Genomic DNA, 22,875 nt, shown 5'->3' on the forward strand with positions numbered 1-22,875 from the left:
CTTGTCGACTGCGATGGGTAAGAATATGAGCTCGGTAAAGTTGGCCCGGTAGCGAGCAAAAATGAGAGCCAGCCTCTCGTTTGACGGACTTGATCACCCTTGGCGCCGATACCGAGTGGCCGGCTCACTGTTCATGAGGTCGTCAAGCAGCGCCTTGCGCGCGTGCTCATAACTCGTCCAGCGGCCGGTCTTTACCAGCGAGGGGATGGTGATGGCCTCGCGGCGGTCGAAACCGACCATCGCGGCAGTTACGAGATCGGCAGCCGTCATCATTCCGGGTATTGCTTCAGGCATGCAGGCGGGGAACGGCCAGACATCGGTGCGCACCGCGCCGGTCAGAACGAGCTGAACATAGACGTTTTGATGCGTCAGTTCGGCCTGCATCGTGCGGGTCAAGGCGACAAGGAAGGCTTTGCTCGCGCCGTAGACACCCGTCGCAACTTCTGGCGCGAAGGCAATTGCCGATGCCACGTTTATAATGGCACCCTGACGTCGCCGGGCCATGCTATGTGCGGCCACTGCTGCGAGGCGTGCATATGCCTTAACGTTCATTCCGATCAGGCGGTCGAGGTTGAGCGCCCGGTCTTCCAGAAGCGGTTTGCCGGCTGGCAAGTCGAGATTGTTGACGACAAGGTCAAAGCCCTTCTCTTCGGCGAACCTAGCCTCCACGTCTTGGAGGCCCTGGTCCGTCGAAAGGTCGACAGCAACAACCTCGACCGCCTGATCGGTCTCAGCTTGCAAAATGCGCGCAAGGGCAATTGGCCGGTCAGGTTTATTTGCGAGCAACACGAGATCATATCCGCGGCGAGCAAGGCGGTCGGCATATAGCAAGCCGATCGCGCAGGCCGCGTAGGTGACGAGAGCCTTGGGGTGAGTTCGCGACATGACGTTTCGGTCCTTTCGCGACAGATGTAGTCCGTTTCGCAGCGTTTGGGACTTGCCGGATTCAAGAGGCTGCCTCTCGCATTCTTGCTCTACCGCCCCGGGTGGCAATGCTCGATTCTCGGCGCCGATCATCAACCAGATCGTGACCGCCCCGGTTCGATCAGTGCAAAGCGGTCATATCGAGGCTTTGAACCTTCATTGGAGAAGAACATGAACACGCAATTGAAACGGAAGATCGCCTTCGCCCTGTCGATGGGCATCATCACAACCGGAATAATCTCCTTCGTCCTTCTTGCGCTCAACCTCGGCTTCTCAAAGGGATTTGTCCTGACATGGCTGCGCTCGTGGAGCATCGGGTATCTAATCGTCATTCCCGCCATCCTGCTGATCGGACCGCGACTTCAGGTGCACGTCGATCGACTGGTCCGATGATCCGGTCGAGAGGAAAGGATCACCGACATGACAATGGTCTTTGAGAAGACTCATCACGGAGAGGACTGGCCAGGCAAGCTCAATTCGAGGCTTCCCGGGAGTTCAAACAAGACATGCCCCGCGGATGGAGCCGTGACCACATGACCACGGCAGATGCTTTCTCCAGTGACTACGCGCATTTTACAAGGACCAGATTACGTCGAGGCGAATCTCGGCCGGCTCACAAACAGCGGTGAAGGTGGTCTGGGTAAGAAAGACTCTTATATCAAGAAAGAAATGGGAATCGAGCTTGCCGAAAGGGTCAATGCGGAATTCTCGCTCCTTCCGGCATCGGGCACTCCCCCATCTTCAAGACCCGGAGCGGACAATCGACGACGTCCGCGCGTCATGCGGTCAGTGCGCAATGGCACCATAGTTACTGCACGTCGCGCGGAACCGTGGCAAAGCCCAGTCGATGAATGTGCGCACCTTCAAGGCAAGAAGCCCTTGGCGCGAATAGACGATATGGATCGGCCTCGGCTCGCTACCGTAGCCTTTCAGTATCGGCACAAGCGCGCCAGAGGATAATTCGTCGGGAATCTGGTAGTCGAAGAGGCGGGCGATCCCGACTCCGCTTAACGCCGCGGCAACACAGTTGGCCGCGGTGTTGACCTCGATGCGGCTTCGCGGCACCGCTTCGATTGGTTTGCCCTCGACTTCGAATCCCCAGAAGAATGACCGGTTGTTGAACATGATGCCCTCATGGTTCGACAAATCGGTGGGATGTTGAGGAACGCCATGCCGCTCCAGATAGGCTGGGCTGGCACATGTCAGCAGGCGAAATTCGCCGGCCTTGACTGCATAGAGGGAACTGTCGGCGAGTTCGCCAAGCCGAAAGGCAACATCCACCTGCTCATTCACAAGATGAACTGAACGGTCGAGCGACAGGAGGTTCAACGTCACTTCTGGGTGCTCTTTCATGAAGTCCAGCGCAATAGGCAACACGTACCGACTTCCGAACTCCACTGGCATTGTGATCGTGAGCATTCCACGCGGCGTTTGATATTCGCCGGAGGCTCGGCGTTCAACCTCTTCGAGGTCTGCCATAATCTTGCGTGCGGCTTCGACATAGTCGCGCCCGGCGTCGGTAAGCTGCAGATTGCGACTTGTTCGGATGATGAGACTTGCGCCGAGGTGCCGTTCAAGATCGGCGACCTTGCGGCTGACGCTGGGCAGGGGAGCATTCAGCCTGCGGCTGCCAGCCGACAAGCTGCCGGCGTCGACGACCGCAAGCAGTACCCGCATCGCATCAAATCGATCCATAGGCCCCAACGACTGGAATGACCGTTCAAAGGTAGCCGAAATCACGTCCGGTGCCTAGATGGCGGCCTCGGCGGCAATCGTTTGCCGCGAGCACTTGTACCGGACTGGCTCGTGCAGGTCATCTATACGCTCTGGGGCCGACCGGTCTTGGCGTGACATTTGACATTCGCACGATTGGCACGATCACAATGTCGCCAGGACTGCGTTCGACAACCGGCTGCCGTAATTCGCACGCGTGCTCACCTTCTTTTCCAGCGCTTCGATCACCACGGAGGAGAAATCGACGCCGTAGAGCCGCTCAATGTTTTGGAGCCCTCCCGGCGTGAATACGTTGATCTCCAATATCTTGGAACCAATGATATCGAGACCGACCAAGAACATTCCATCGGCGACGAGCTTCGGTCTTACGATTTCGGCGACCTCAAGGATTTCTGGCGTGATCTTCACTGCGGCTGCAGTTCCGGCCGCGCTGATGTTGGAGCGGACCTCGCCCTTTGCCGGGACCCTGCGAAATGCCGCATAAGAACCATCCTTTTCCAGCGGCCTGCCGTTCATGAGAAACAATCGAATATCGCCTTCGACGGCATCGGGAAGATAGCCCTGGGCGATCAGGTATCCCTCGCCGCTGACTGCTTCGAATATCTGATTAAGATTGGATTCCTTGCTTGATTTGATCTTGAACACATGCCGGCCGCCCGATCCTTGAAGCGGCTTGAGGACGACGCCACGCTTCTGGCTGTCGATGAAGGCCCTGATCTCGTCCAGGCTCTTGGAAATAAGAGTAGTCGGCCGTATGACCTCGGGGAAGTCTTGAAAATAGAGCTTGTTCTGCGCCTTCGCCAAGGCGTCGGGATCATTGACGGCGATCACGCCGCGCTCAACCGCAAGCCGTCCGAACATTGCCCCGACATGCGCTGCCCAAGGCCGTTCATCGGCGTCCAGGGATGGGTCGTTGCGCAGGAAGAGAACATCGACATCCACCATGTCAATCGTTTCGGTCGAGGTTTTCTCATTAAGGGTCGCGATGAATGCTTCGGCGTTCTTGGGTTTTCCAACACCCGGAATGGTCGCCCGCATAGAGAGACTGTCATCCGGTCGAAGCACAAAACCATCGGGCGTGACGTAGCAGATATCATGGCCACGGGCCATCGCCGCAATTGCCAGAGAGGTCGTCGTATAGGACGGAGCCTCGCCCTCGATGGAGTTCACGAAGAACGCAATGCGCATCTAGCTTTCCTTTGGTTGGACCATGTCGATGGGCCGCATTCCCTGTCTGGCCCTGTCGAGCCTTTCGCGCCCTTCACCGGTGGCGAGAAACAGCGGATAGACAGACGGTTGCTTCAGCAACCCGCGTGCTGCAAGCTCCTCCATGACGCCAAAATGAGAAGAGGCGATCTTTCCCATCCAGAAGGGTTCAAGCGCACCGCCGCGCTTGAGGTGATCCAGGAGCTGAAGCAGTCCTCTCAGGTAGATCGCATCTTTGGCGAGACCGCCGCCTCGGTAAATCCGCAGCGCAAGATTGAATGCCCCGAAGTGGGTGAATTTATAATCCTGGACCAGACGATAGAACGTATGTTCAAAGGGCACTCCCGCAAGCATGTCGGCGCATGCGACGACGCGGGCAGCAATCAACTTCAGCCGTTCCACGGTCATACCGCCCGAGAGGTATTCGGCGAAAACCGCAAGGCCTTCCTGCATCCCTTCATAGCCAGAAAGGCCAGAGCGAAAGAGCCGCAGGCCTTGCGACGATCCGTTGAAGTAGGTGAGCAGGTGGACGCCGATCTCATGGGAAAGAAGCGGCTCCACGCGCCGTCGATCCATATTGGTCGTCTTTGATATCAGAAGGCGATGATTGGTCACCATCAACCCTGATGGAAGATCATCGCGAAGCTCGATATCGACTTTGAAGTCCGGCCACGCCCGCCGATACATAGCGATCATCGCCTGCGCCCGTCGCGAAACATAGTTGGCGTCCGCATTCGGCGCCTCGGAAACCCGGTCGTCAAAATCAGCCGGGCCGCCGCTCGAAAGCGTGCCGAGAATGCTTTCGGCTTCGGCAAGGAGAGACGGTTCGACAGGCCCGTATAGCGCTCTTCCGAACTCTATGAAGGTGGCTGCCTGGCGCGACGCGATCAAGGAAAGCTGCAAATCCACTTCGCGTTGCTTTTCCCGATAGAGATCGTAGAGAACCGGGTCTTCCATATGATCAAAGGAAACCGAAAAGAGGTGCTGCTTTGCGCTTTCGACCTGGATGGTCAAAGGGCGGTAGAGGAAGGCGGGTTCGCCTTTGAAACTGTTCGACTTGAACTGTTGAAACGCCTGCTGAGCGTTGATGGGCGTAACCGCAAGGAGCACGTCAAAGGCCGACGCAATTTCATCGATGCCCCGGTCAACACGGCTCACGGCATCAACAAAGGCGCGTCGACCCAAGGATCGATGCGATGTCAGTTTCAAGATGCCACGAGAGCCTATGAATGCGGCACATGCCCGTAGCCCGGCATCGAACAGGGTTGCAATCAGCTGATCTCGAAGCTCTGGGTATATCTTTGCGGACTCGGGCGCGCGGTAAATCGGAGCAAACTCGGCCGATAGGACGGCGCAACCGGATAAAGCAGAAATTTCCTCGTCGATCATCGATGGCGGAGCGCCTCGTTCCTCGACCCTTGGCGTGCGAAACCGAGCCTCGCTCGCCATGACCGCCTGCGAGAATGTCTCCTTGGCTACAACGGCATTCTCGGTTGACCAGACCGAAACCTCGAAGGGCGGTAGATAGGGCGCGTCATCGGTAAGGAACTTGTCGCGCCCGAGCTCTCCGATTCTGATGACCAGGAATGATCCAAATCGTTCGACCGCGATGGCGCTAAGAGCCTGGATGACAGGCATGACCTGCTTTGGGGTCGATGCGAGAAGATACGAAGCGTTTGACTGTGTTACCGACCGGGCAACCTCTTCGGTCTTGCGGGTCTCAACGTAAATGAAGAGGAAGGGCAGCAGTCGATCAATATGAAGTCGCCCGCCTTCCGGCAGCTCCTTGCGGATCGGCTTATCATCACGCAGACACTGTGTGACCTCCTCCAGCCAACTCTCCTGAACTGCCGACGTCTGTCGCATCATCGAGGCTGCCCCACAATGCGTTCCAGAAGCGGAACCGCCGCCGTTACCGCGTCGCGAAGCTTGCCGAGTACGGCGTTGTCCGGCTGCCCGGTCCACTCGTCCATGAATATCTTCTTGAACTCGATGGCGATGGCACATCCCGTCTTGGGGAACTGCTCATGGATAAACCGGGTTTGCTCTCCCTTGCCCTGGAAGGCGATATTCTCGCTCACAGCCAGCGGCTTGTCTCCGGTCTTGACGGCTCGGAAGTGCTCCATCAACGGATCAACGACATGCGCCCAGCGATCGCGGTCCATCGAAAAGGTACCGATGTTGATATCTGGGGCTTGCTCGGGATCGGTCCGGATGTCGGGACCGGCGCGGCGATGGTTATAGCTGTGGACGTCGAGAAGGACGAACTCCCCGTGGTTTCGCTCGATACCCTTTAGAAAGGAGCCAAGCATCTCATAGTAGTCATCGTAAACCATCAGCGAGGCCAAGTGTTCGGAGGCGGGAAGGCCATTTTTCCAGACGGTTAGCCCCCAAGCCTGCTCAGGACGGAAATAGACAGCCTGTTCGCGACTCCGGTTGAGATCGATCTCAAACCGAGAACGATGAAAAACGACCTGGTTCGGCACGCCACTGATCAGGAAGGCTGTGAAGGGGTCTTCCTCACGAAGACGCTCGGACTCGCTCAAAGCACAAAGCGGCAGCAAGTCCTGCCGCATAAGCCGACCGTCATGGATTGCCGTCGCGATGACCGGAGATTGGCCTCTCCTGACGCTCCATAAAGAACCGGTGTCGGAACACGCGCTGTTTGGAACCTCGATCTGGTTTGTCAGTGATCGACCTTTCTGAACCAAGCCCTGCCTAAAGTTGTCGGGATTGCTTTTCCGTCAGCCGGACACGCCGGCGCTCCTTGGTTGCCTCTGCCTTTTCGCGATCTGAAAGAGAGTGGATCACAATCAGGACCAACGATGGCGGGACGATCCTTCAATGGAGGGACGACTGGTCGATGGTTGCAGCAGGTTTCCGGACACATATTATCTACCGATTGCAGGGCTCTCGCCTCTTAGAGAAGAAGGTAGATCGGCGTTCACCTTGATCAAGGTGGGAGGCATCGAGGCATTTGCAGGAGGGCACCAACACTTCGACGGGCGGGCATTGATGTCGAGGATACAAAGCCTGCCTGAGCACCGACGGATTGATCATCTTGAGAACTTGAGGTTCGCGACCTTGGCTGCGAAATTTATGGAACAGCCAAGCCCGGTCAGGTTTTGATATGAGGAGATGCGTTTTGGGCCGGTTCAGGAGCTGGATGGACAGCGCATGTTGAGCGAGGGCGCATTGGCTATGCGCGCCGGCAGGTGGAATATGCTCGCTATCTGATCGTCGGTGGTTGCTCCGGCACGCGGGCACCGCATTCGGCCGTCACTGATCTTAGCGGTCATTTGGCGCGCGCTGGTGTCGGAAAAAGGAGGAAGAATGCTCAAGATAGGTTCGATTGTCTGGGGTGTAAGCGATGTCCCGCGTGCCATTGAATTCTGGTGCGCTGCTTTGAAATATAAGCCCGCGAGGGAGCCGTCGGCGGATTGGGCGATCCTCGTTCCGACAGAGGGCGAGGGTCAACAGATGGCGATCACAATCGTCTCATCTGATCCTGAAACCCATCAGCGCCATCATCTCGATCTTTACGCATCCAATCAAAAAACCGAAGTCGAGCGGTTGTTGTCGATCGGCGCGCAACGCGTCAATTGGCGCTATCCCGGGGAAGCGGACTACATCGTCTTGGCTGATCCAGACGGCAACACATTCTGCGTCATTCAAAAGGAAATGTAGCACTGCATGATGTCGATTTTCCACCGAAGCCCCGTGAAAGAGCTCACGCTGGATAGTGAGCCTGAAGTTAAACGGGGATCGGAGCTTGGCGGGTTTTCGGGGGCGAGCATGCAAACAAAAAGGCCATGCGGTGCCGGGGCGGCAGTTGCAGGGCCAGATCGCCAGACGGTTGGCCGACCAGGGCTCGCGAAAGAGTGCGCGCGAGCCAGAAGACGAGCATGTTTTCGCGAGAAGAAACCCCAAGGCTTAAAGTGGACTGAGCAAGGGTTGATAGAAATCGGCCACTCCCTAGGAAACCATCTTGGAGGCACGCCAATCGACAAAAGCGGCCAAAAGTGCTGCCAGCAATGCGAGTGATGCCGATATCAGCATCATACCGAGCAGTACATGGGTTGCACCTGACTTCACAAGGAACAAGCCGGCGATTGAGGCTATGAGCGCTCCGCCAGCGGTTGTCATTGCAGCGGCCAGCCCCGCCGCGGTACCGGCGAGATCGGCGCGCACCGACAGCACGCCTGTGTTGGCGGCGGGCATGGTCAGTCCATTGCCGATGCCTATGAGCATGCAAGGCCCAAAGAACGCAAGAACGTGGGCTGTCGCCAACATCGATAGGATCAGGCCAACCACCAGCCCCATGCACGTTATGAGGCGCCCGACAATGAGGGTAGCGCCCAGCGCGTGCTTGGAGGCGTAGCGGCCAGCCAAATAGCTACCCAGGATGAAGCCCGCCGGGACCAACCCCATGTACAAGCCCAGTTTCGCACTTGAGCCGCCGAGCGTCTGACCGACGGCCAATGGTGCTCCGCCCAGGAAGATGTAAAGCGTCCCCATGGACCAGGCCATACACAGGGTGTAGGCCCAGAACCGCGCCGAACTCAGGAGCTGTCCATAGGCGGCAAGATAGTTCCCATGCGGTCTCTGTGAGCGCGCGACCGTTTCCCTTAAATCACAAAGGGCCAAAGCGAGCATTGCTGAACCAAGGACCGCAAAGACAACAAAGCTCGCCCGCCATCCGAACAACTCGTCCAACGTCCCGCCAAACATCGGACCGAGCATCGGCGAAAGTGCCCATCCCACGGCGGCGTAACCGATTTTGCTTGCGGTTTCGCGCTCGCCCGATGTCTCCTTGATCAGGACGAGGGCCACGGAAAAACACGCAGCAATGGACGCCTGCATTGCTCGAAACAGAAGGAAAACGCCAATATTGGTCGCCAGTGCACAGCCAACGGAGGCGACAATGAAGATGGAGACAGCCATTAATACGACCGTCCTGCGCCCATATCGATCCGTCATCGCCCCTGCGATGACCGTTGTCAGCGCCGATACGGTTGCATAGCCCGCAACCGAAAGATTGACGAGCCCGAAATCAGCTTGGAACGTGGCTGCAATGTTCGGAAGCGACGGCAAGATCATGTTCACCGGCAGCACCGCAAGCGCCGAAAGCAAGATGAGGGTCGCTAGCCGGGGCGGGGCAGTCGTCAGGGTGATATCCGTTCTGCCGGTCACTTGGGTGCACGACGTCTGAATGGGATTTTCGCTCATCATCGTTTTGTCCGTCTTGTCAGGAGTGATTGCGGAAGTCTGACGAGGCGCGGCCCAATCTCCGGGCATAAAAAAAGGCCCCGTCAGGAGCCTGCTTACCGCGCATGGGTGCTTTCGCCGGATGGCTATACCATCCTGCCCATGCGCCCTATCACCACGACAACCATTGCGATCTTCATGACGATACAGCTAAACAGGAATTTGCACGTCGTCAATGCATCATCCTTTCAGTGCAGGCAACGCTCAGGCCACGTACGGCGATGATCGCTTGGGCCACGCGCTTATGCCCGCAATAGGGAATCAGAATTATGTGCTGATCTCGCCGAGCTCTCGCGCGCTTGCTCTCAACCCGAACCTGGTCGCTGCTTTGGGCGTCAGCAGCTGGGTGAAAGCTTGCTTGGGCGAGCCGGACAAGGCCGTCGGGCACGCCGCGCTTGCCATGCGCCTGAGCCCATTTGATCCGCGCCTGTTTGCTTGGCCGTTGAACACCGGGCTCGCTCATTTTTGTGCTGGCCGCTACGATGACGCCGTCGCTTGGGCGGGAAAGTCGTTGCGCCACCAGCCGAACTACCCGTGCGATGCGTGTCGTGGCGGCGGGTCATGCCATGGTGGGGCGGTTTGTGGAAGCCCAGGAAATGATCGCTCGCCTATGCGACTTCGACCCTGCGCTGCGCCTTTCGAATCTTGCCGATATACTCCCACCGTTCCGACGACTGGACGATCGTACTCGGTATATAGAGGCTCTTCGGAAAGCGGGACTGCCGGAGTAACCTCGATCTGCGCAAAGCTGGGTCGGACGTAGAAAGCAAAGCTGGAGCAAGAACGGCATTATCCACGTCGATCTCCTCGATGGCGTCGCGGCGCTTGCGGGCACCATCTTTGATGACGCGAGCGTCTGGCAGCCAAGGTCGCGGATGAGGACACTGCCGGCGTATGGTCAGTGAAGGACCAGCTCGTCCGCATCGAGCCTTTTTATGGAGTCGTGTTGCAGCCCGTGAAACAACCGCTCCTTAGGCTGAATGCTCCGCTCACCTCTCCTCTAGTAGACGGCGGCAACCTATATCAGCGCTGAATTCACTTTGCAGTATTCGTGCCTCGACAGGAGACATGTATGAACCAGAACCCATATGAGCTTTTGGGCGTGAAGCCGGACGCGACCCAAAAGGAAATTCAAAGCGCTTTCCGCAAGCTCGCCAAGAGGTTCCATCCCGATCTCAATCCGGGTGACAAGAGAGCCGAGACGCGGTTCAAGGATATTTCCGCTGCCTACGAACTTCTGAGCGATGAGGAAAAGCGTGCCCGCTTCGATCGCGGCGAGATCGATATGACAGGCGCCGAGCAGGCGCCGCGCAACTATTATCGCGACTACGCCTCGGCGAGCAGTCCTGGCGGCCCCTACCAGAATACCTCCGGCTTTGCCGATTTCGGCGACGCCGACGATCCTTTTGCCAGTTTCTTTTCGCGCCGCAGCGGTGGCGCGCAATTTCGCGCCCAGGGCATAGATCGTCAGTTCTCGATGGAGGTCGACTTCCTCGATGCAGTCAACGGCGCTAAAAAGCAGGTCAGATTGCCGGATGGCCCGCCCCTCGACGTGCAGATTCCGGCAGGCACCCGAGACGGACAGATGTTGCGACTGCGCGGTAAGGGCGAGCCGGGAATTGGCGGCGGACCGGCGGGCGATGCGCTGATCGATATCCGCGTACGTCCGCATCGCTTCTTCACCCGTGATGGTGACGATATTCGCCTGGAACTGCCGGTCTCGCTCAGCGAAGCCGTGCTCGGCGGCAAGGTGCGCGTGCCGACACCCTCGGGTCCCGTCAATCTGACGCTGCCGCCGTATTCGAATACAGGCAAGGTGCTGCGCCTCAAGGGCAAAGGCGTTGTAAGGCGCGGCGGTAAACAGGGCGATGTCTATGTCACTCTCAAGATCGTCCTGCCCGACAAGCCGGATGACCGGTTGACCGCATTCGTCAAGGATTGGGCCGGAACGAGCGCGCAGGATCCAAGAAGGAGCATGGAGGTCTGAGCATGGATGATGTTGAATTCCGGCGTTTCCTGAGGATCGACGTCACCGAGTTGAATTTATGGATCGAGGAGGGATGGCTGGTGCCTGATGCCGCGGAGGAACGGCTGCAGTTCCGCGATAGCGACGTCGCCCGCGCGCAATTGATCCTCGATCTTACCCGGAAGATGGGACTTAACGAGGCTGGCGTCGATGTCGTTATGGACCTGGTAGACCAGCTTCACGGGCTGCGCGGAACCATGCGACGGCTATTGGCCGCGATTAGTCAACAGGAGCAGGAGGTGCAGCAACGGCTGCTGAGCGCTCTCGCCGATCTCGAACGCTATCGCGACTAGGCCTCTGCCGGACGAGCACGTCATTTCGGCCTCCGTTAGTTCCACGCGGGCGCTCGAAGGCAATTTCAGGCTCGCCGAAGAGATGGCAGTCGGTGGCGTTGATCCCGGTGACGACAGGGATATTGGCGCGAATCCTGGCCTTCCAAGGCGTCTTTCGGGATTTGGTTTGATTGGTTCCGCACTCTGAAAGAAGCAACGCTGTCTGAGAGACAACCCCGCGGCCGGCAGCTAAGACGTTCGCCCATTCGGAGATCGTTCGGTGCTGCCGCACCAGTGAAAAGTTACAGCGTCGATTACATCTTCAGAACCAGACGTCAGCGACCGTGCGTCCATCAAGCGGCAGGTCGTGAAAGCTGTGGAGGCCGTCAAAGCGGCGCAGTGGAACTTCCGCCACCTGCTGCGGATCAGCGAGGCGAAGATTGACAGCTATTCTTGTTCGGCCGTCGTCGTTTGGCCTCAAGCTGCGCCAGCTGATAAGGTTGCCGCAGAGTTTGCAGAAATTGAATGAGATCCTGCGAGACCCGCAAATATACGCTGCCATAGCATGCCCCGGGTCTTCCACGGCGATTTCCTGACCATCGTATCCGTAGGTCCAGAGTACTCCATAGCGGCGGCAGACCGTGCAATTGCAGATCGTGGCATCGGGTATGTCTCCTCGATACTCCCAACGCACAGCGCCGCAATGACAAGTGCCACGCGTTATCTTAGGTACGATTCGTACCGGCCGTCCCATGGCGCGTATCCATTTGCATTCGTACCCATTCGCCCGCCAGCTGATCGTGGCGCTGGTCGCGGGAGAACCCTTAGCGCCTCTCGGAGTTCCAGCTGAACAGCGCGCCCGAGTCTTTGCCCGGCTCGGCGAAACCCGAGTGTTTCATATCATTGCAACCCAGAGGAGCGCAAGCTTCGTGGCCTGCGCCGTCGATAGCACACAAGGCAATGGCCCAAATCGGCCATATGCGGTGAAACGGTGGCGCAAAGGGCGATCGCCACCGTTGGCACGCAAATTGTGTCTGTGTGGAACAGCACAAGCCAGGCCACGAGTATCGGACATTGCACCAGGATTATATGGAGGGACGGCTACCGAAGGACGAGTTCGTGCGCCAGTATCGAGATCCGAATAGTTATCAACCAGAGTCCATAAACGCAAATCGTCAGTCATCGCTACGAAGCGGAGTAGAAAGAATGGCAAATTTCTTCGCAGAGTTACGAACAAATCCGAATTTTGATCCTCACATGATCCCGGACTGAAGACAATCGCAGCTACCTTCAGGAAGCGATTGCTTACAGACCTGAACATGCGGAATCGATCCTGCAGGCTGACGTACCTCTCGATCATCAGGACGGCAATGGCCAAACAGCGCTTCAATATGCGATCTCACGGGGTATGTACGATCTCGCGACGGACATCGTGAACAAGGGTGCTGATCTGCGTCGTCTCGATAAGTATGGGAATGACGCGCTTTGGACGGCGGTGCTCAACCCGCGCCCGAGTCTGCCACTGATTGATCTGCTTGTAACAAAAGGTGCAGACCCCCATAGCAAAAATACAGCCGGACGATCCTCGGCAGACATGGCAGTTACGAAGAAGAATCAAGCAATGATGACGCTTTTCGGACTTTAATCTAGATGCAGCGAAGAAGTAGAACCGCATCATGTTCGAGAACGTCCTTGAACCTGATCGAGGTCGAAAAGACCGTGTTTCCACCGAAGGTCAGTCATCGTTTCTCAAACCGAACGAGGTTCTCATGCGACTGACCACAGCATTGACAGCTTTTTTCTTTGTCGTCACTTCAACCGCATCCGTTTTCGCAGGTGAAGTCGGCCTGCAGGATATCCGCATCTTCTCGCATGAACGCGGCAGCGCACTTGCCGTGACGATCTGGTATCCATCGAAGGGCGATGGTGAACCCGCATTGACCGGCGAGAGCAAAATTTTCGAAGGTACGCCAGCCTCGAAGAATGCTTCCATCAAAGTGGGTCGTTTCCCGCTGGTGCTACTTTCGCATGGCTCCGGTTCGAGGGTGGAAGGCATGGCGTGGATCGCTAAGGTATTGGCGGAGGCAGGGTTCATCGTGGCCGGCCCCAACCATCCCGGCACAACGAGCGGCGTTTCCACGCCGGCTGCCACGCCAAAAATCTGGGAGTGTACCCAGGATATTTCGACAATTATCACGGCACTCGTCAGCGATGCCCGATGGCAGGCGTCGATCGACACGGATCGCATCGGCGTTCCCGGGTTTTCCCTCGGCGGCAGCACGGCGATGGAGCTTGCCGGCGCTCAAGCCGACCTTGATGCTTATGTGCGCTATTGCGACGACTATCCGGCCATGATGGATTGCCGTTGGTTCGAAGGCGGGCGCGGCTTCGTCAACAACAAGCAGGTCACGGTCGAAAAATTCGATCTGCGCAGCATCGATCGGGCGCGCTTCGAACAATCGAACCGCGATCCGCGCATCGCCTCCGCGGTGCTGGTCGATCCCGGATTGGAGAAAATAGATCTAGTGACAACGAATGGTAGCGCGCGGCGAGCACAAGCGGCACATCTCTCGCATGGCAACTTGGAGCTCGGCGCTACCAATCGTCTTCGAAGGGCATTTTTCGCAACCCAGCAAGATATTCTGGATCCACTGCCTCTAACCAATGTTTAGATCAGCGATTTCGCCATGCCTTGCAAGTAAGCGGGGCGACGTCATGTCGCCGGTCTCATCGTCGACCATCACGGCATAGGCAGCGACCCCGACGAAGCGAGCAGCCATCGAGGCAGCAATCTTCTCAGCCGATGGACCGTTTGAAGCCTGGCGCATCTCCCCCGGCACAAGATTTCCGCGGTTCTTCTTATAGGGCAGGACGATGAACTTCTCGGCGATTGACATGGCTTTGCCTTTCATTTTGTTCTTTAAATGTTCCTATTGGGGAAGCGAGTCAAGCGATTCATTTGCCGTCTGACCGTAGCGAGCCAAACATCCCGCCAAGCGCTCGCGGCCCTAGAGTTCGAACGCGTTACCGCGCTCCTTCTTTTCGGCGTGAGCGCAGCGCACAGCCAGGATCGCCATTGCCCCATCAGCGTAGTTCAGGCGAAGCCCGCTGCATACTTTTTGTCTGTCCGTTCAACGCCCGCTAATCGTGCCCGCAAGATACGAGTGAGCGTGGCGGTCAACGGGAAAGAGAACCAGCGTAGTCGATGCTTCGGCTCTGATCTTAGGTAGGGGTAACTCGGCATCCGCCGCTGCATCACCTTTGCCGAGTTTGTCTTCGCCGATCGTAGCAAGCCCATCCATTACATAGAGCCATTGCGACACCCCTCGGTCGATGAGCTGAGGGTGGAGGCGCTCCAGCATCCGGCTTGGGAAAGGCGCCTTGAGGCCTCCCGTCGCGCGCGAAGCTGGAGTTCGAGCGAATTGCGGAGCGCCATCAGCCCGCGATATCCATTCCCGCGAAGAAATGCCGAAGCGATTTCCGTCATCGCCGCGAAACCGTGCAATTCACGATCTGAGGATTGTCCGGCGCTGACGTGAGCCTGAACTCCAAAAGCGATTTGGCAAAGCTAGCGCCAAAGTGCCGAAAATGGCACGGCATATAGACGTTCTCCGAACGGGATCACGTTTTGATGGTCATACAAGACAAACCCTTATATGAGGAAGGTCAAGGGGAACGGGGATGTCAGGGCAACATTTCCACTTCTCCTGGTTGGTCCATTGCGGAATCCATGGTCTGAGCCCGATGGCATGACGCGGCCCGTTTGTCCGAGCCAGATCCACCTTATATACGGTCGCCGTTCGAAACAGCGCGCACCAACATCCCGCTTGCGACGGGGCAAGGGCTCAGGAGGACGAAACCCTTCTGGACAGGCGGCATTTCAAGCCAAGGGTTTGTTCGGTTCGTCCCACCTGGATCCGCCGGGACTGATCAGGTCCCGGAAGATGGCAGAATTCAGTTTGATGGCTAACGCATCAGGCGGTCGTCATGGCCGCTCCCTCGATGACGACGCCGGCATTGATGTATTTCCACATCGCCACAAGCAGCTTGCGAGCAAGCGCCACAATCAGCGTCTTCTTCAGCCGCCCGTTGTTCTGCTTCACCCGCTCCTTGAACCATAGGGTGAGCGCCGATTGCGGTTGATGGCGCACCCACAGCCAGGCAAGCTGAACGAGCGTCGTTCGTAGCCTAGGATTGCCGGATTTCGACACGCCCTGCTCGTGATCAATCGCCCCACTCTTCCACGGTGTTGCGACCAGGCCCGCATAGGCAGCCAATTGTCGCCGGTTGTCGAAGTGGCGGGACAGGCCTTCCGACCACAGCACGGCGGCAAACTCTGGTCCGATACCTTTCAGAGCGAGTAGCATGGTCGGCGCCGATGAAGCACCCTGCTGGGCCGCCAGCATGGCGTCGCGCTCAGCCTCGATCGCCTTGATCTGTTCGATCAGCAGTTCCAGCCGGTCGAGGATGCGGCCAATCTGCCGCTTCAGATGGACAGGCAGCGGACGCCCGTCGCCGGTCCTCAGTTCCTCAAGGCACTTGCGCCGGTCTCGACGCAGTGGTTCGTAGCCGGACACGCCCTGGGCAAACAGCAGGCCCTTGACGCGATTGACGTGCCTTACGCGCTCGTTGGTCAAGACCTTGCGCTCTCGCGCAAGGCGGCGGCGGTCCTCTTCCTCGGGTGTCGGTACCCTGAGCATGGCGCAGACGCGCGGCTCGCCCCGCTTATAGGCGAGCAGCGCGCGCACCAGCGCTTCGCCATCGATCTTGTCGGTCTTGGCCCGCCGCCGCCGGCGCGAGGTCGCAATCGAGGCGGGATCGACGACGTGGCTCTCGATCCCCTCCGCCTCCAGCACGCGGTGGATCCAGAAGCCGTCGAGCCCAGCTTCCTGGATGACGATGATCGGAAAGCATCGTCCCGTCCGCGCCTGGGCCTTCCTGTTGAGTTCGGCAAACCGTTCCAGCAGGGCGGCGATGTCGCCGGCCTCCACCCAGTACTTGGACATCTTCTCGCCGCCACCCGGCGACAGCGAGGTGACCAGCCATTTCGAGCGGGAGAGTTCCATCGAGACGAAAATTGCGCGAAGATCGGTGTGGATAGCGGTCGGCGTTTCGGGGTGGTGTGCTGCAACCGGCATGCTGGCCTCCAGTGTGAGATGTTTTAGCGAGCCTCACTTTGCCACAGCGCGGACCGCTATCCACCTCCTCATAGGATCTGAAACAAACCGATCTCCGGATGCTTCTGCCAACATTCGCAATCCCGAAAAATCGGAGTTCGAGACGGTCGCTGCCGCCTTTACCTCGATACCGACTATTCGTCCCCTTCTGTCTTCGATGACGATATCGACTTCATTTTGCTGTTTGTCGCGAAAGTGCGAAAACTCGAAGCGTTCTTCCATGCCACTTGCCAGTTTAAGGATTTCGGCAAAAACAAAAGTCTCCAGCAATGGTCCAAATTGCCCGCGTTCGGCCTTTAGTCGGTCGAGAGAGAGGTCACGAAGGGACGCGAGGAGGCCAGAATCAAGGAAATGTACTTTGGGTGTCTTTGTAAGACGTTTTAGCTTGTTGGAGAACCAAGGTTGCAAAGTCCGGGCGAGGGATAGGTTCTCGAATATGCGAACGTATTTCTGCGTTGTGATGTGGTTCATCCCAATTGCGGCACCAATCCCGGAATAGTTCACCAGCTGACCCGAATGCTCCGCCAGAGTGCGTAGTAGCCGCGGCATTTGAGCAATCTGCTTGATTTGCGCGACATCACGAACATCCCGTTGCACGATCGCCTGGATGTAGTCCATGTACCAATCCTGCCGACGGGACCAAGTTTTCCGTCCCAATGCTTCGGGATATCCCCCTGCAAGAACCGTAATCACTAAGTCGTCCCCGATGACAGAATCGCCGGTTTTGACTTCGTTTCGAAAGGCATCGAGAAGGAAGTTACCCTCCGCCGATCTGATTTCGCTTTGGGCAAGCGGAAGCAATCGAACGACTTCCATGCGTCCGGCGAGCGAGTCCGCCACGCGTGGCAGCGTCATAAGATTAGCTGATCCCGTAAGAAGGAAACGTCCGGGCCGTTGGTCGGTATCAACACTTTCCTTGATCGCCAACAGCAGTTCGGGAGCGCGCTGAACCTCATCTATGATGGCACGATCCATACCTCGTACAAACCCCACAGGGTCTTGCTGAGCTGCTCCCAGGGTCGTTGCGTTATCAAGCGTGTAGTACGCCATCTCCGCACTGGTCATCTTCTTGGCAAGTGTTGTTTTCCCGGATTGCCGGGGGCCAATGATCAATACGACACGGGCGTCTGACATAGCGTCGTTGACGCGCTGCTCAACGAGCCTTGGATAAATCGCCACAGCTTCGCTAATAAGGGCGTGACCAATTGAAAGTCAAGTTGCGACCATTTGAAATTCCAGCGTTGACCAATTGAAAGCAATCTCCGTTCTACCGCATGTCTCATTTGCTGCCCAAGGCCGTGATTTTCATCTCGATGTCGTTACCGCGGACAACGCAGCCTGTTCGGTCACTTTATTAAGTTTTGTCCATCCTGCGATGCATCGGGAAGTGGCGACATCGACGCGGTGGGCGCAGCCGCCGCGGCGGCACTTATCCATGCGCGCCTCCAAAGCACGACCGCACCGACCCATAAACCCACTTTATCCTTTCAGACCGGGAGGCGCTTTGCTTGCGATGGGCCGCCGAGGGCATGCCGGATGCAGGCGTGACAGGCCTGACCTGTCAAACTGCCCGCTGGGATCGCAACAGCCTCTTCGGCTCCGCGGTCCTTAGGGCCGATGCATTTCAGGACAACTCCGCGGGCGATGGCGCGCGGGCTGCCACCGACAGAGCTGCGCGCGCCGTGTCTTCATCGCAGACGAGGACAGTTCCAAGCCCCGACAAGAGGACCGCGGCAATGGCCTCGACTTTGTTGATCCCGCCTGACGCGAAGACGACGTTCGGGATCTTGCGCAACGCTTCCAGCGGCGGCGCGATTGCCCGTAGATTGAGCGGGTGGTCGATGGGGGTTCCGTTCCTGTCAATGAATTGCGCCAGAACATCGCCGCAAGCGCCGGTAGCGACAAGCTCGTCGATCGTGACGTCCTGCGGCAGCCCGTAGCGCATCAGAAGCGATCGCTCGGTCATATCGCCGATACTGAGCACGACAAGATCGTTTGAGGCAATCTGCCGGAAAGCCGCCTGGAATACGTCCTGCGTTACGATTGCCGTTTTGGATTCCGGGCTGCCGGCATAAATGGGAGCTGCAAGATAGGCGCACTCCGCATTCAAATGGCGGGCGAGGTCGCTTGCGATGTCGAATGTGTTGATCTCGATGCCATGCGTCAGTCCACCCATCACCGAATTCACGCAAATGTCGGGCCGGCGCATGGATGGCATATGACGTACCATTTCGCGCAGCGTGGCTCCCCAGCCGACGCCAATACCCGACAGCTTGCCGTTGCTGAGCAGCTGGGCGATGTAGTCCGCCGTCGCTTGGCCGAGCAGAACAGGTATGAGATCGGGATCTGAAGGTGTTGGCACGATGATCGCCCGGCTCAGCGAGAACTCCGCGACCAGCGTCTGCTCAAGCTCGACACAGGACGTAAGCCTGGAATTCAAGGTAATCGTCACAAGGCCGGATCGGCGGGCTTCGGCGATGATTTTGTTGACACGAAGCCGGTTGGTCGAAAGCGCGTCGGCAATCTCGCCTTGCGTACGGCCTTCCATGAAGTAGAGCCATACCACACGAACCTGCATCTGCTCGTCGGGAAGTGCAACTGGCGCGCCGGCCGTCTTTGCCTGTGTCATTGGACCGCTCTCGCAACCTCTGCTTTCGCCGCTATGGGCACCAGATCGGCCGCCTTTGTCAATTGCTGTGGTCCGGTGGGTTTTTTGCATGCATTTTTGCTAGTTGACCCGCCGACCCGTCGCGCTGTTGAAGAAGTGAAGATTGTCTGTCAGGGCAAAGCATGAGACCGTCTCACCGTCCGAAAGTCTCTGGTCGCCCGCAATGCTTGCCACAATCAGTTCGTTCCTCGCATCGTTAAGGCGCAGATGGACATGGTTTTCGTCGCCCACGGTTTCGACGAGCTCGACGTTGCCCTTGAAACGAAGGGCAGGCGAGGTGGTCTCGCCGAGCCTGATGGCATTTGGACGAATGCCGATCATATCGGCGTCCGCGGACATAGTTAGTTCTTCCGCCGCAATGGTGCCGTTCGTTTTAAGATCAACGAAGTTCATGGGCGGCGATCCGATGAAGCCAGCGACGAAGATCGTTTCCGGGCGCTGATAGACTTCGAGCGGGGTGCCGATCTGTTCAATCCGTCCGCTATTCATGACAACAAGACGATCAGCAAGTGTCATGGCTTCCAGTTGGTCATGCGTCACGTAAAGGCTTGTCGTCTTCAGCCGCCGCTGCAGGCGCCGGATTTCCACCCGCATCTGGACGCGCAGTTTGGCGTCGAGGTTCGAAAGCGGCTCGTCAAAGAGGAAAGCGGCGGGATTGCGAACGATTGCCCGACCCATTGCGACGCGCTGGCGCTGCCCGCCCGATAGCTGCCGCGGACGGCGCTCGAGAAATGGGCCGATTTCCAGAATGGCCGCGGTTTCGGCAATGCGCCGGTCGATTTCGGGGCGCGCGACGCGGCGATTTTTCAGTCCATATTCGAGGTTCTGACGAACCGTCATATGTGGGTAAAGCGCGTAGTTCTGGAACACCATCGCGATATCGCGCTTTGCGGGCTCGACGTTGCTCACATCGGCTCCCGCAATATGCAGATGCCCTGAACTGATGCTCTCAAGGCCGGCAATCATTCTTAGAAGCGTCGACTTGCCACAGCCCGAAGGCCCGACAAGCACGATCATCTCGCCGTCGGCGACGGTCAGGTTGACGCCCTTCACCGCTGGAACCTGACCGTAATTCTTCTTCAGGTCGATTAGTTCTATGGCTGCCATTCGTTCCTCCCGTGCGCCCGTCATACATTTGTAACACGCTATTGACATTTGTAACAAGTCACCCCTAACCTGTTTTCATCGCCACCTTGGGAGGGGTCAGCCGCAGCCGGCAAAGCCGACGCACAAACAGCAGGCGATGGAGAGGAAAACGAGATGATAGACAAGGCTTCAGAAAACGGCCCGTTCGGGCGGGTCTTCAAGAGCGTTGCGGCTGGCGCCGCCGCACTCGTCTTAAGCTTACACATCGCAGGGAATGCGCTCGCCGAAGACCGGGTCAAGGTCGAATGGTGGAATGCCGCCAGCGGCCGGCTTGCCGAGATCACCAAGCAGCTGATTTCCGATTTCAACGCATCTCAGGACAAGTATGAGATCGTCGGTATCAGCAAGGGAAATTATGAGGAAACGATGGCTGCAATGGTTGCGGCCTATCGCGTTGGCCAACAGCCTGTTTTGATTCAGGCTGCCGAACGCGGCTTCCTGACCATGCACCGGTCCGGTGCGATCATTCCGGTTCCTGAACTCATGGAGCGGGAAGGCTACAAAATCAACTGGAACGATTTTGTTGCACCCGTTGCGGGCTTTTATCTCATCGACGGCAAGCCCGCCGCGATGCCGTTCAACAGCTCGACTCCAATCTTCTGGTACAATGCCGAACAGTTCAAGGCGGCCGGCTTCGAAAAGCCTGGTGAAACCTGGCAGGAAGTCGAAAAGCAGCTTTATGCGATCAAGGAAAAAGGCATCTCGAAATGCCAGATGGCGCTCGCCAACGACTTCTACTGGAGCCTGATCGAAAATTATGCGGCCATACAGGACCAGCCTTATGGCACCAAAGCCAATGGTTTTGGCGGGCTGGATACCGAGTTCGTCTTCAACAAGAGCCCGCTGATCGTCGGTCAGGTGGAGCGCTTGAAAAAGTGGATGGATGACGGCGTCTTGCAGATCGCCGGCCAGGGGCTTTCTCCCGATCAGCTCTTCATCTCGGGCACCTGCTCGACCTATGTCGCCTCGACGGCTGCCCATGCTGCTGTGGAGGCGGGCGCAAAGTTTAAATGGAGCGCGACCTTCCTGCCGCACGAGGAGGGCATCGAACCGAAGAATAGCACGATCGGCGGCGGTGCGCTCTGGGTGCTCAAGGGGAAATCCGAGGACGAATACAAGGGCGCGGCCGCCTTTTTGAATTTCGTCGCTTCGCCGAAGACACAGGTCTGGTGGAGCAAGCAGACGGGATATGTGCCGGTCACCAACGCAGCCTACGAGCAGGCCAAGGCGGAAGGCTACTACAAGGAGCATCCGACGCGTGAGATCGCCATTCTGCAGCTTTCCCGCGGTACGCCGGACGATAATTCCCGCGGCTTCCGTTTCGGCAACCACAATCAGTCGATGGCGCTTCTTGTCGAAGAGATCCAAGGGGTCTGGACCAGTCAGAAGACCCCCCAAGAGGCGCTTGATTCAGCGGCTGCACGCGGAAACCAGATCCTTCGCCAATATGAGCAGCTCCATGCAGGGAAATAGCCCAGTGCAGGTCATCGGAGGCGCTCCACGGCGCCTCCGCATCCTGGGAAGGCCATTGTCCGGCCTGGCAACAGCGCGCTCCCCCCAGGCGGGTCTCAAGGCTGCGCATTTCAACAAGCCGTGGCTCGCTGCCCTGCTCGTTGCGCCTCAGTTGCTGATCCTGCTGTTTTTTTTCTTCATCCCTTCCTACAAGGCACTGTCGCTCGCCTTCGTACAGGTCGACCCATTCGGTGGCCTGCAGATCTTCGTCGGCCTGAAGAATTTTCAGACGCTGCTGGCAAGCCCTGAATATAGAAGCAGCGCCCTCTTTACGCTCTGGTTCACGCTGCTCCAGAACATTGCAACGCTTGGCCTTGCGGGGCTCTTTGCATTCGCCACGGATTTCGTCATCCGCGGCCGCGGCATCTACAAGAGCATCATCCTGATGCCCTATGCGATTGCGCCTGTCATATCAGGCGTGCTTTGGGCCTTTCTGTTCAATCCGGCCGTCGGTCCGATCGCGCAGTTCCTGCATTCGCTGGGCATCGCCTGGGATCCGAACAGACGGCCATTCGATGCACAGCTTCTGGTGACGATTGCCTCCATCTGGAAGAACGTCTGCTATGACTACATCTTCCTGGTTGCCGCATTGCTTGCGGTTCCGGCCTCGCTGCTGGAAGCTGCCAAGCTTGATGGGGCAGGCCCCGTTCGGCGGTTCTTCACGATTTCCCTGCCGCTCGTCTCACCGACGGTGTTCTTCCTCGTCGTCATGAACTTCGTCTACGGCCTCTTCGAAACGTTCGGCATCATCGATGCCGTCACACGTGGCGGGCCTGCGGGTGCCACAAACAGCCTAGTCTACAAGGTCTATCAGGACGGCTTCGTGCAGCTCGATCTGGGGTCGTCAGCTGCCCAGTCGGTGATCTTGATGATCGTCGCGGTCCTTTTCACCGTCCTCCAGTTCCGTGCGCTTGAGCGCAAGGTCAACTATCAGGTGTAGCC

The 22,875-nt window shown here is 57.8% G+C and carries 21 protein-coding genes; 9 read left to right on the plus strand and 12 right to left on the minus strand.

Annotated features, from left to right (window positions below; all coding sequences use genetic code 11):
* Positions 1 to 93: 93 nt before the first annotated feature.
* Positions 94 to 885 carry an SDR family NAD(P)-dependent oxidoreductase gene (locus ACZ9DP_RS05620; RefSeq protein WP_476200693.1) on the minus strand — a complete coding sequence of 264 codons (792 nt, stop codon included), beginning with the start codon at positions 883 to 885 and terminating at the stop codon, positions 94 to 96.
* A 210-nt stretch (positions 886 to 1,095) separates the two neighbouring features.
* Between ACZ9DP_RS05620 and ACZ9DP_RS05625 the strand changes: the two genes are divergently transcribed.
* Positions 1,096 to 1,317, plus strand: coding sequence for a DUF2798 domain-containing protein (locus ACZ9DP_RS05625; protein WP_074064219.1), 222 nt, complete (start codon positions 1,096 to 1,098; stop codon positions 1,315 to 1,317).
* Positions 1,318 to 1,710: 393 nt separating this feature from the next.
* Here ACZ9DP_RS05625 and ACZ9DP_RS05630 read toward each other — a convergent pair whose 3' ends face one another.
* The 4 genes from ACZ9DP_RS05630 to ACZ9DP_RS05645 all read right to left on the minus strand — a co-directional run bounded on the left by ACZ9DP_RS05630 (position 1,711) and on the right by ACZ9DP_RS05645 (position 6,554).
* Positions 1,711 to 2,619: a LysR family transcriptional regulator gene (locus ACZ9DP_RS05630; RefSeq protein ID WP_476200695.1), complete on the minus strand. Its 909-nt coding sequence runs from the start codon at positions 2,617 to 2,619 to the stop codon at positions 1,711 to 1,713.
* Positions 2,620 to 2,802: 183 nt separating this feature from the next.
* Complete coding sequence (locus tag ACZ9DP_RS05635; RefSeq protein WP_476200696.1) at positions 2,803 to 3,846, minus strand: glutathione synthetase; 1,044 nt, start codon at positions 3,844 to 3,846, stop codon at positions 2,803 to 2,805.
* On the minus strand, positions 3,847 to 5,733 hold the full coding sequence (locus tag ACZ9DP_RS05640) for a flavohemoglobin expression-modulating QEGLA motif protein (protein WP_476200698.1): 1,887 nt from the start codon (positions 5,731 to 5,733) through the stop codon (positions 3,847 to 3,849).
* Positions 5,730 to 6,554 (minus strand): N-formylglutamate amidohydrolase, encoded by an 825-nt coding sequence (locus ACZ9DP_RS05645; RefSeq protein ID WP_237362205.1) that lies wholly within the window; start codon positions 6,552 to 6,554, stop codon positions 5,730 to 5,732. Before ACZ9DP_RS05645 ends, ACZ9DP_RS05640 begins: the two co-directional genes overlap by 4 nt.
* A gap of 622 nt (positions 6,555 to 7,176) precedes the next feature.
* On the opposite strand from ACZ9DP_RS05645, the gene ACZ9DP_RS05650 reads away from it, so the two are divergent.
* A complete protein-coding gene (locus ACZ9DP_RS05650) occupies positions 7,177 to 7,551 on the plus strand; it encodes a VOC family protein (RefSeq protein ID WP_476200699.1) in 375 nt (124 codons plus the stop codon).
* Positions 7,552 to 7,839: 288 nt separating this feature from the next.
* Here ACZ9DP_RS05650 and ACZ9DP_RS05655 read toward each other — a convergent pair whose 3' ends face one another.
* Positions 7,840 to 9,096 carry an MFS transporter gene (locus ACZ9DP_RS05655; protein ID WP_476200701.1) on the minus strand — a complete coding sequence of 419 codons (1,257 nt, stop codon included), beginning with the start codon at positions 9,094 to 9,096 and terminating at the stop codon, positions 7,840 to 7,842.
* Positions 9,097 to 10,204: 1,108 nt separating this feature from the next.
* Between ACZ9DP_RS05655 and ACZ9DP_RS05660 the strand changes: the two genes are divergently transcribed.
* Both ACZ9DP_RS05660 and ACZ9DP_RS05665 read left to right on the plus strand, forming a co-directional pair.
* Positions 10,205 to 11,119 (plus strand): DnaJ C-terminal domain-containing protein, encoded by a 915-nt coding sequence (locus ACZ9DP_RS05660; protein WP_476200703.1) that lies wholly within the window; start codon positions 10,205 to 10,207, stop codon positions 11,117 to 11,119.
* A gap of 2 nt (positions 11,120 to 11,121) precedes the next feature.
* Positions 11,122 to 11,451 carry a chaperone modulator CbpM gene (locus ACZ9DP_RS05665; RefSeq protein ID WP_476200704.1) on the plus strand — a complete coding sequence of 110 codons (330 nt, stop codon included), beginning with the start codon at positions 11,122 to 11,124 and terminating at the stop codon, positions 11,449 to 11,451.
* A gap of 301 nt (positions 11,452 to 11,752) precedes the next feature.
* Here ACZ9DP_RS05665 and ACZ9DP_RS05670 read toward each other — a convergent pair whose 3' ends face one another.
* Positions 11,753 to 12,184 (minus strand): GFA family protein, encoded by a 432-nt coding sequence (locus ACZ9DP_RS05670; protein WP_476200705.1) that lies wholly within the window; start codon positions 12,182 to 12,184, stop codon positions 11,753 to 11,755.
* 284 nt (positions 12,185 to 12,468) lie between these two features.
* Between ACZ9DP_RS05670 and ACZ9DP_RS05675 the strand changes: the two genes are divergently transcribed.
* The 3 genes from ACZ9DP_RS05675 (at position 12,469) to ACZ9DP_RS05685 (ending at position 14,102) form a co-directional block, all read left to right on the plus strand.
* Positions 12,469 to 12,702 (plus strand): GH-E family nuclease, encoded by a 234-nt coding sequence (locus ACZ9DP_RS05675; RefSeq protein ID WP_476200707.1) that lies wholly within the window; start codon positions 12,469 to 12,471, stop codon positions 12,700 to 12,702.
* 28 nt (positions 12,703 to 12,730) lie between these two features.
* Positions 12,731 to 13,075: an ankyrin repeat domain-containing protein gene (locus ACZ9DP_RS05680; RefSeq protein ID WP_476202205.1), complete on the plus strand. Its 345-nt coding sequence runs from the start codon at positions 12,731 to 12,733 to the stop codon at positions 13,073 to 13,075.
* A gap of 124 nt (positions 13,076 to 13,199) precedes the next feature.
* Positions 13,200 to 14,102, plus strand: coding sequence for an alpha/beta hydrolase family protein (locus tag ACZ9DP_RS05685; protein WP_476200709.1), 903 nt, complete (start codon positions 13,200 to 13,202; stop codon positions 14,100 to 14,102).
* On the opposite strand, the gene ACZ9DP_RS05690 is transcribed toward ACZ9DP_RS05685, so the two are convergent.
* From ACZ9DP_RS05690 to ACZ9DP_RS05710, 5 genes are all read right to left on the minus strand, one after another.
* Positions 14,088 to 14,327, minus strand: a complete 240-nt coding sequence (locus tag ACZ9DP_RS05690) for a hypothetical protein (RefSeq protein ID WP_074073113.1) — start codon at positions 14,325 to 14,327, stop codon at positions 14,088 to 14,090. The two genes, ACZ9DP_RS05685 and ACZ9DP_RS05690, sit on opposite strands and share 15 nt — an antisense overlap.
* 1,077 nt (positions 14,328 to 15,404) lie before the next feature.
* Positions 15,405 to 16,568, minus strand: coding sequence for an IS110 family RNA-guided transposase (locus ACZ9DP_RS05695; RefSeq protein WP_476200710.1), 1,164 nt, complete (start codon positions 16,566 to 16,568; stop codon positions 15,405 to 15,407).
* Positions 16,569 to 16,601: 33 nt separating this feature from the next.
* Positions 16,602 to 17,786 carry an ATP-binding protein gene (locus ACZ9DP_RS05700; RefSeq protein WP_476200712.1) on the minus strand — a complete coding sequence of 395 codons (1,185 nt, stop codon included), beginning with the start codon at positions 17,784 to 17,786 and terminating at the stop codon, positions 16,602 to 16,604.
* Positions 17,787 to 18,231: 445 nt separating this feature from the next.
* Positions 18,232 to 19,236 carry a sugar-binding transcriptional regulator gene (locus ACZ9DP_RS05705; protein WP_476200713.1) on the minus strand — a complete coding sequence of 335 codons (1,005 nt, stop codon included), beginning with the start codon at positions 19,234 to 19,236 and terminating at the stop codon, positions 18,232 to 18,234.
* 99 nt (positions 19,237 to 19,335) lie between these two features.
* Positions 19,336 to 20,382: a sn-glycerol-3-phosphate import ATP-binding protein UgpC gene (locus tag ACZ9DP_RS05710; RefSeq protein ID WP_476200715.1), complete on the minus strand. Its 1,047-nt coding sequence runs from the start codon at positions 20,380 to 20,382 to the stop codon at positions 19,336 to 19,338.
* Positions 20,383 to 20,535: 153 nt separating this feature from the next.
* On the opposite strand from ACZ9DP_RS05710, the gene ACZ9DP_RS05715 reads away from it, so the two are divergent.
* Together ACZ9DP_RS05715 and ACZ9DP_RS05720 are read left to right on the plus strand one after the other, a co-directional pair.
* Positions 20,536 to 21,894 carry an extracellular solute-binding protein gene (locus ACZ9DP_RS05715; RefSeq protein WP_476200717.1) on the plus strand — a complete coding sequence of 453 codons (1,359 nt, stop codon included), beginning with the start codon at positions 20,536 to 20,538 and terminating at the stop codon, positions 21,892 to 21,894.
* A complete protein-coding gene (locus ACZ9DP_RS05720; RefSeq protein WP_074072254.1) occupies positions 21,881 to 22,873 on the plus strand; it encodes an ABC transporter permease subunit in 993 nt (330 codons plus the stop codon). The genes ACZ9DP_RS05715 and ACZ9DP_RS05720 overlap by 14 nt, the downstream gene beginning before the upstream one ends.
* The last annotated feature ends 2 nt before the right edge of the window (positions 22,874 to 22,875 follow it).

Source organism: Rhizobium sp. USDA 4016, from assembly GCF_056279705.1.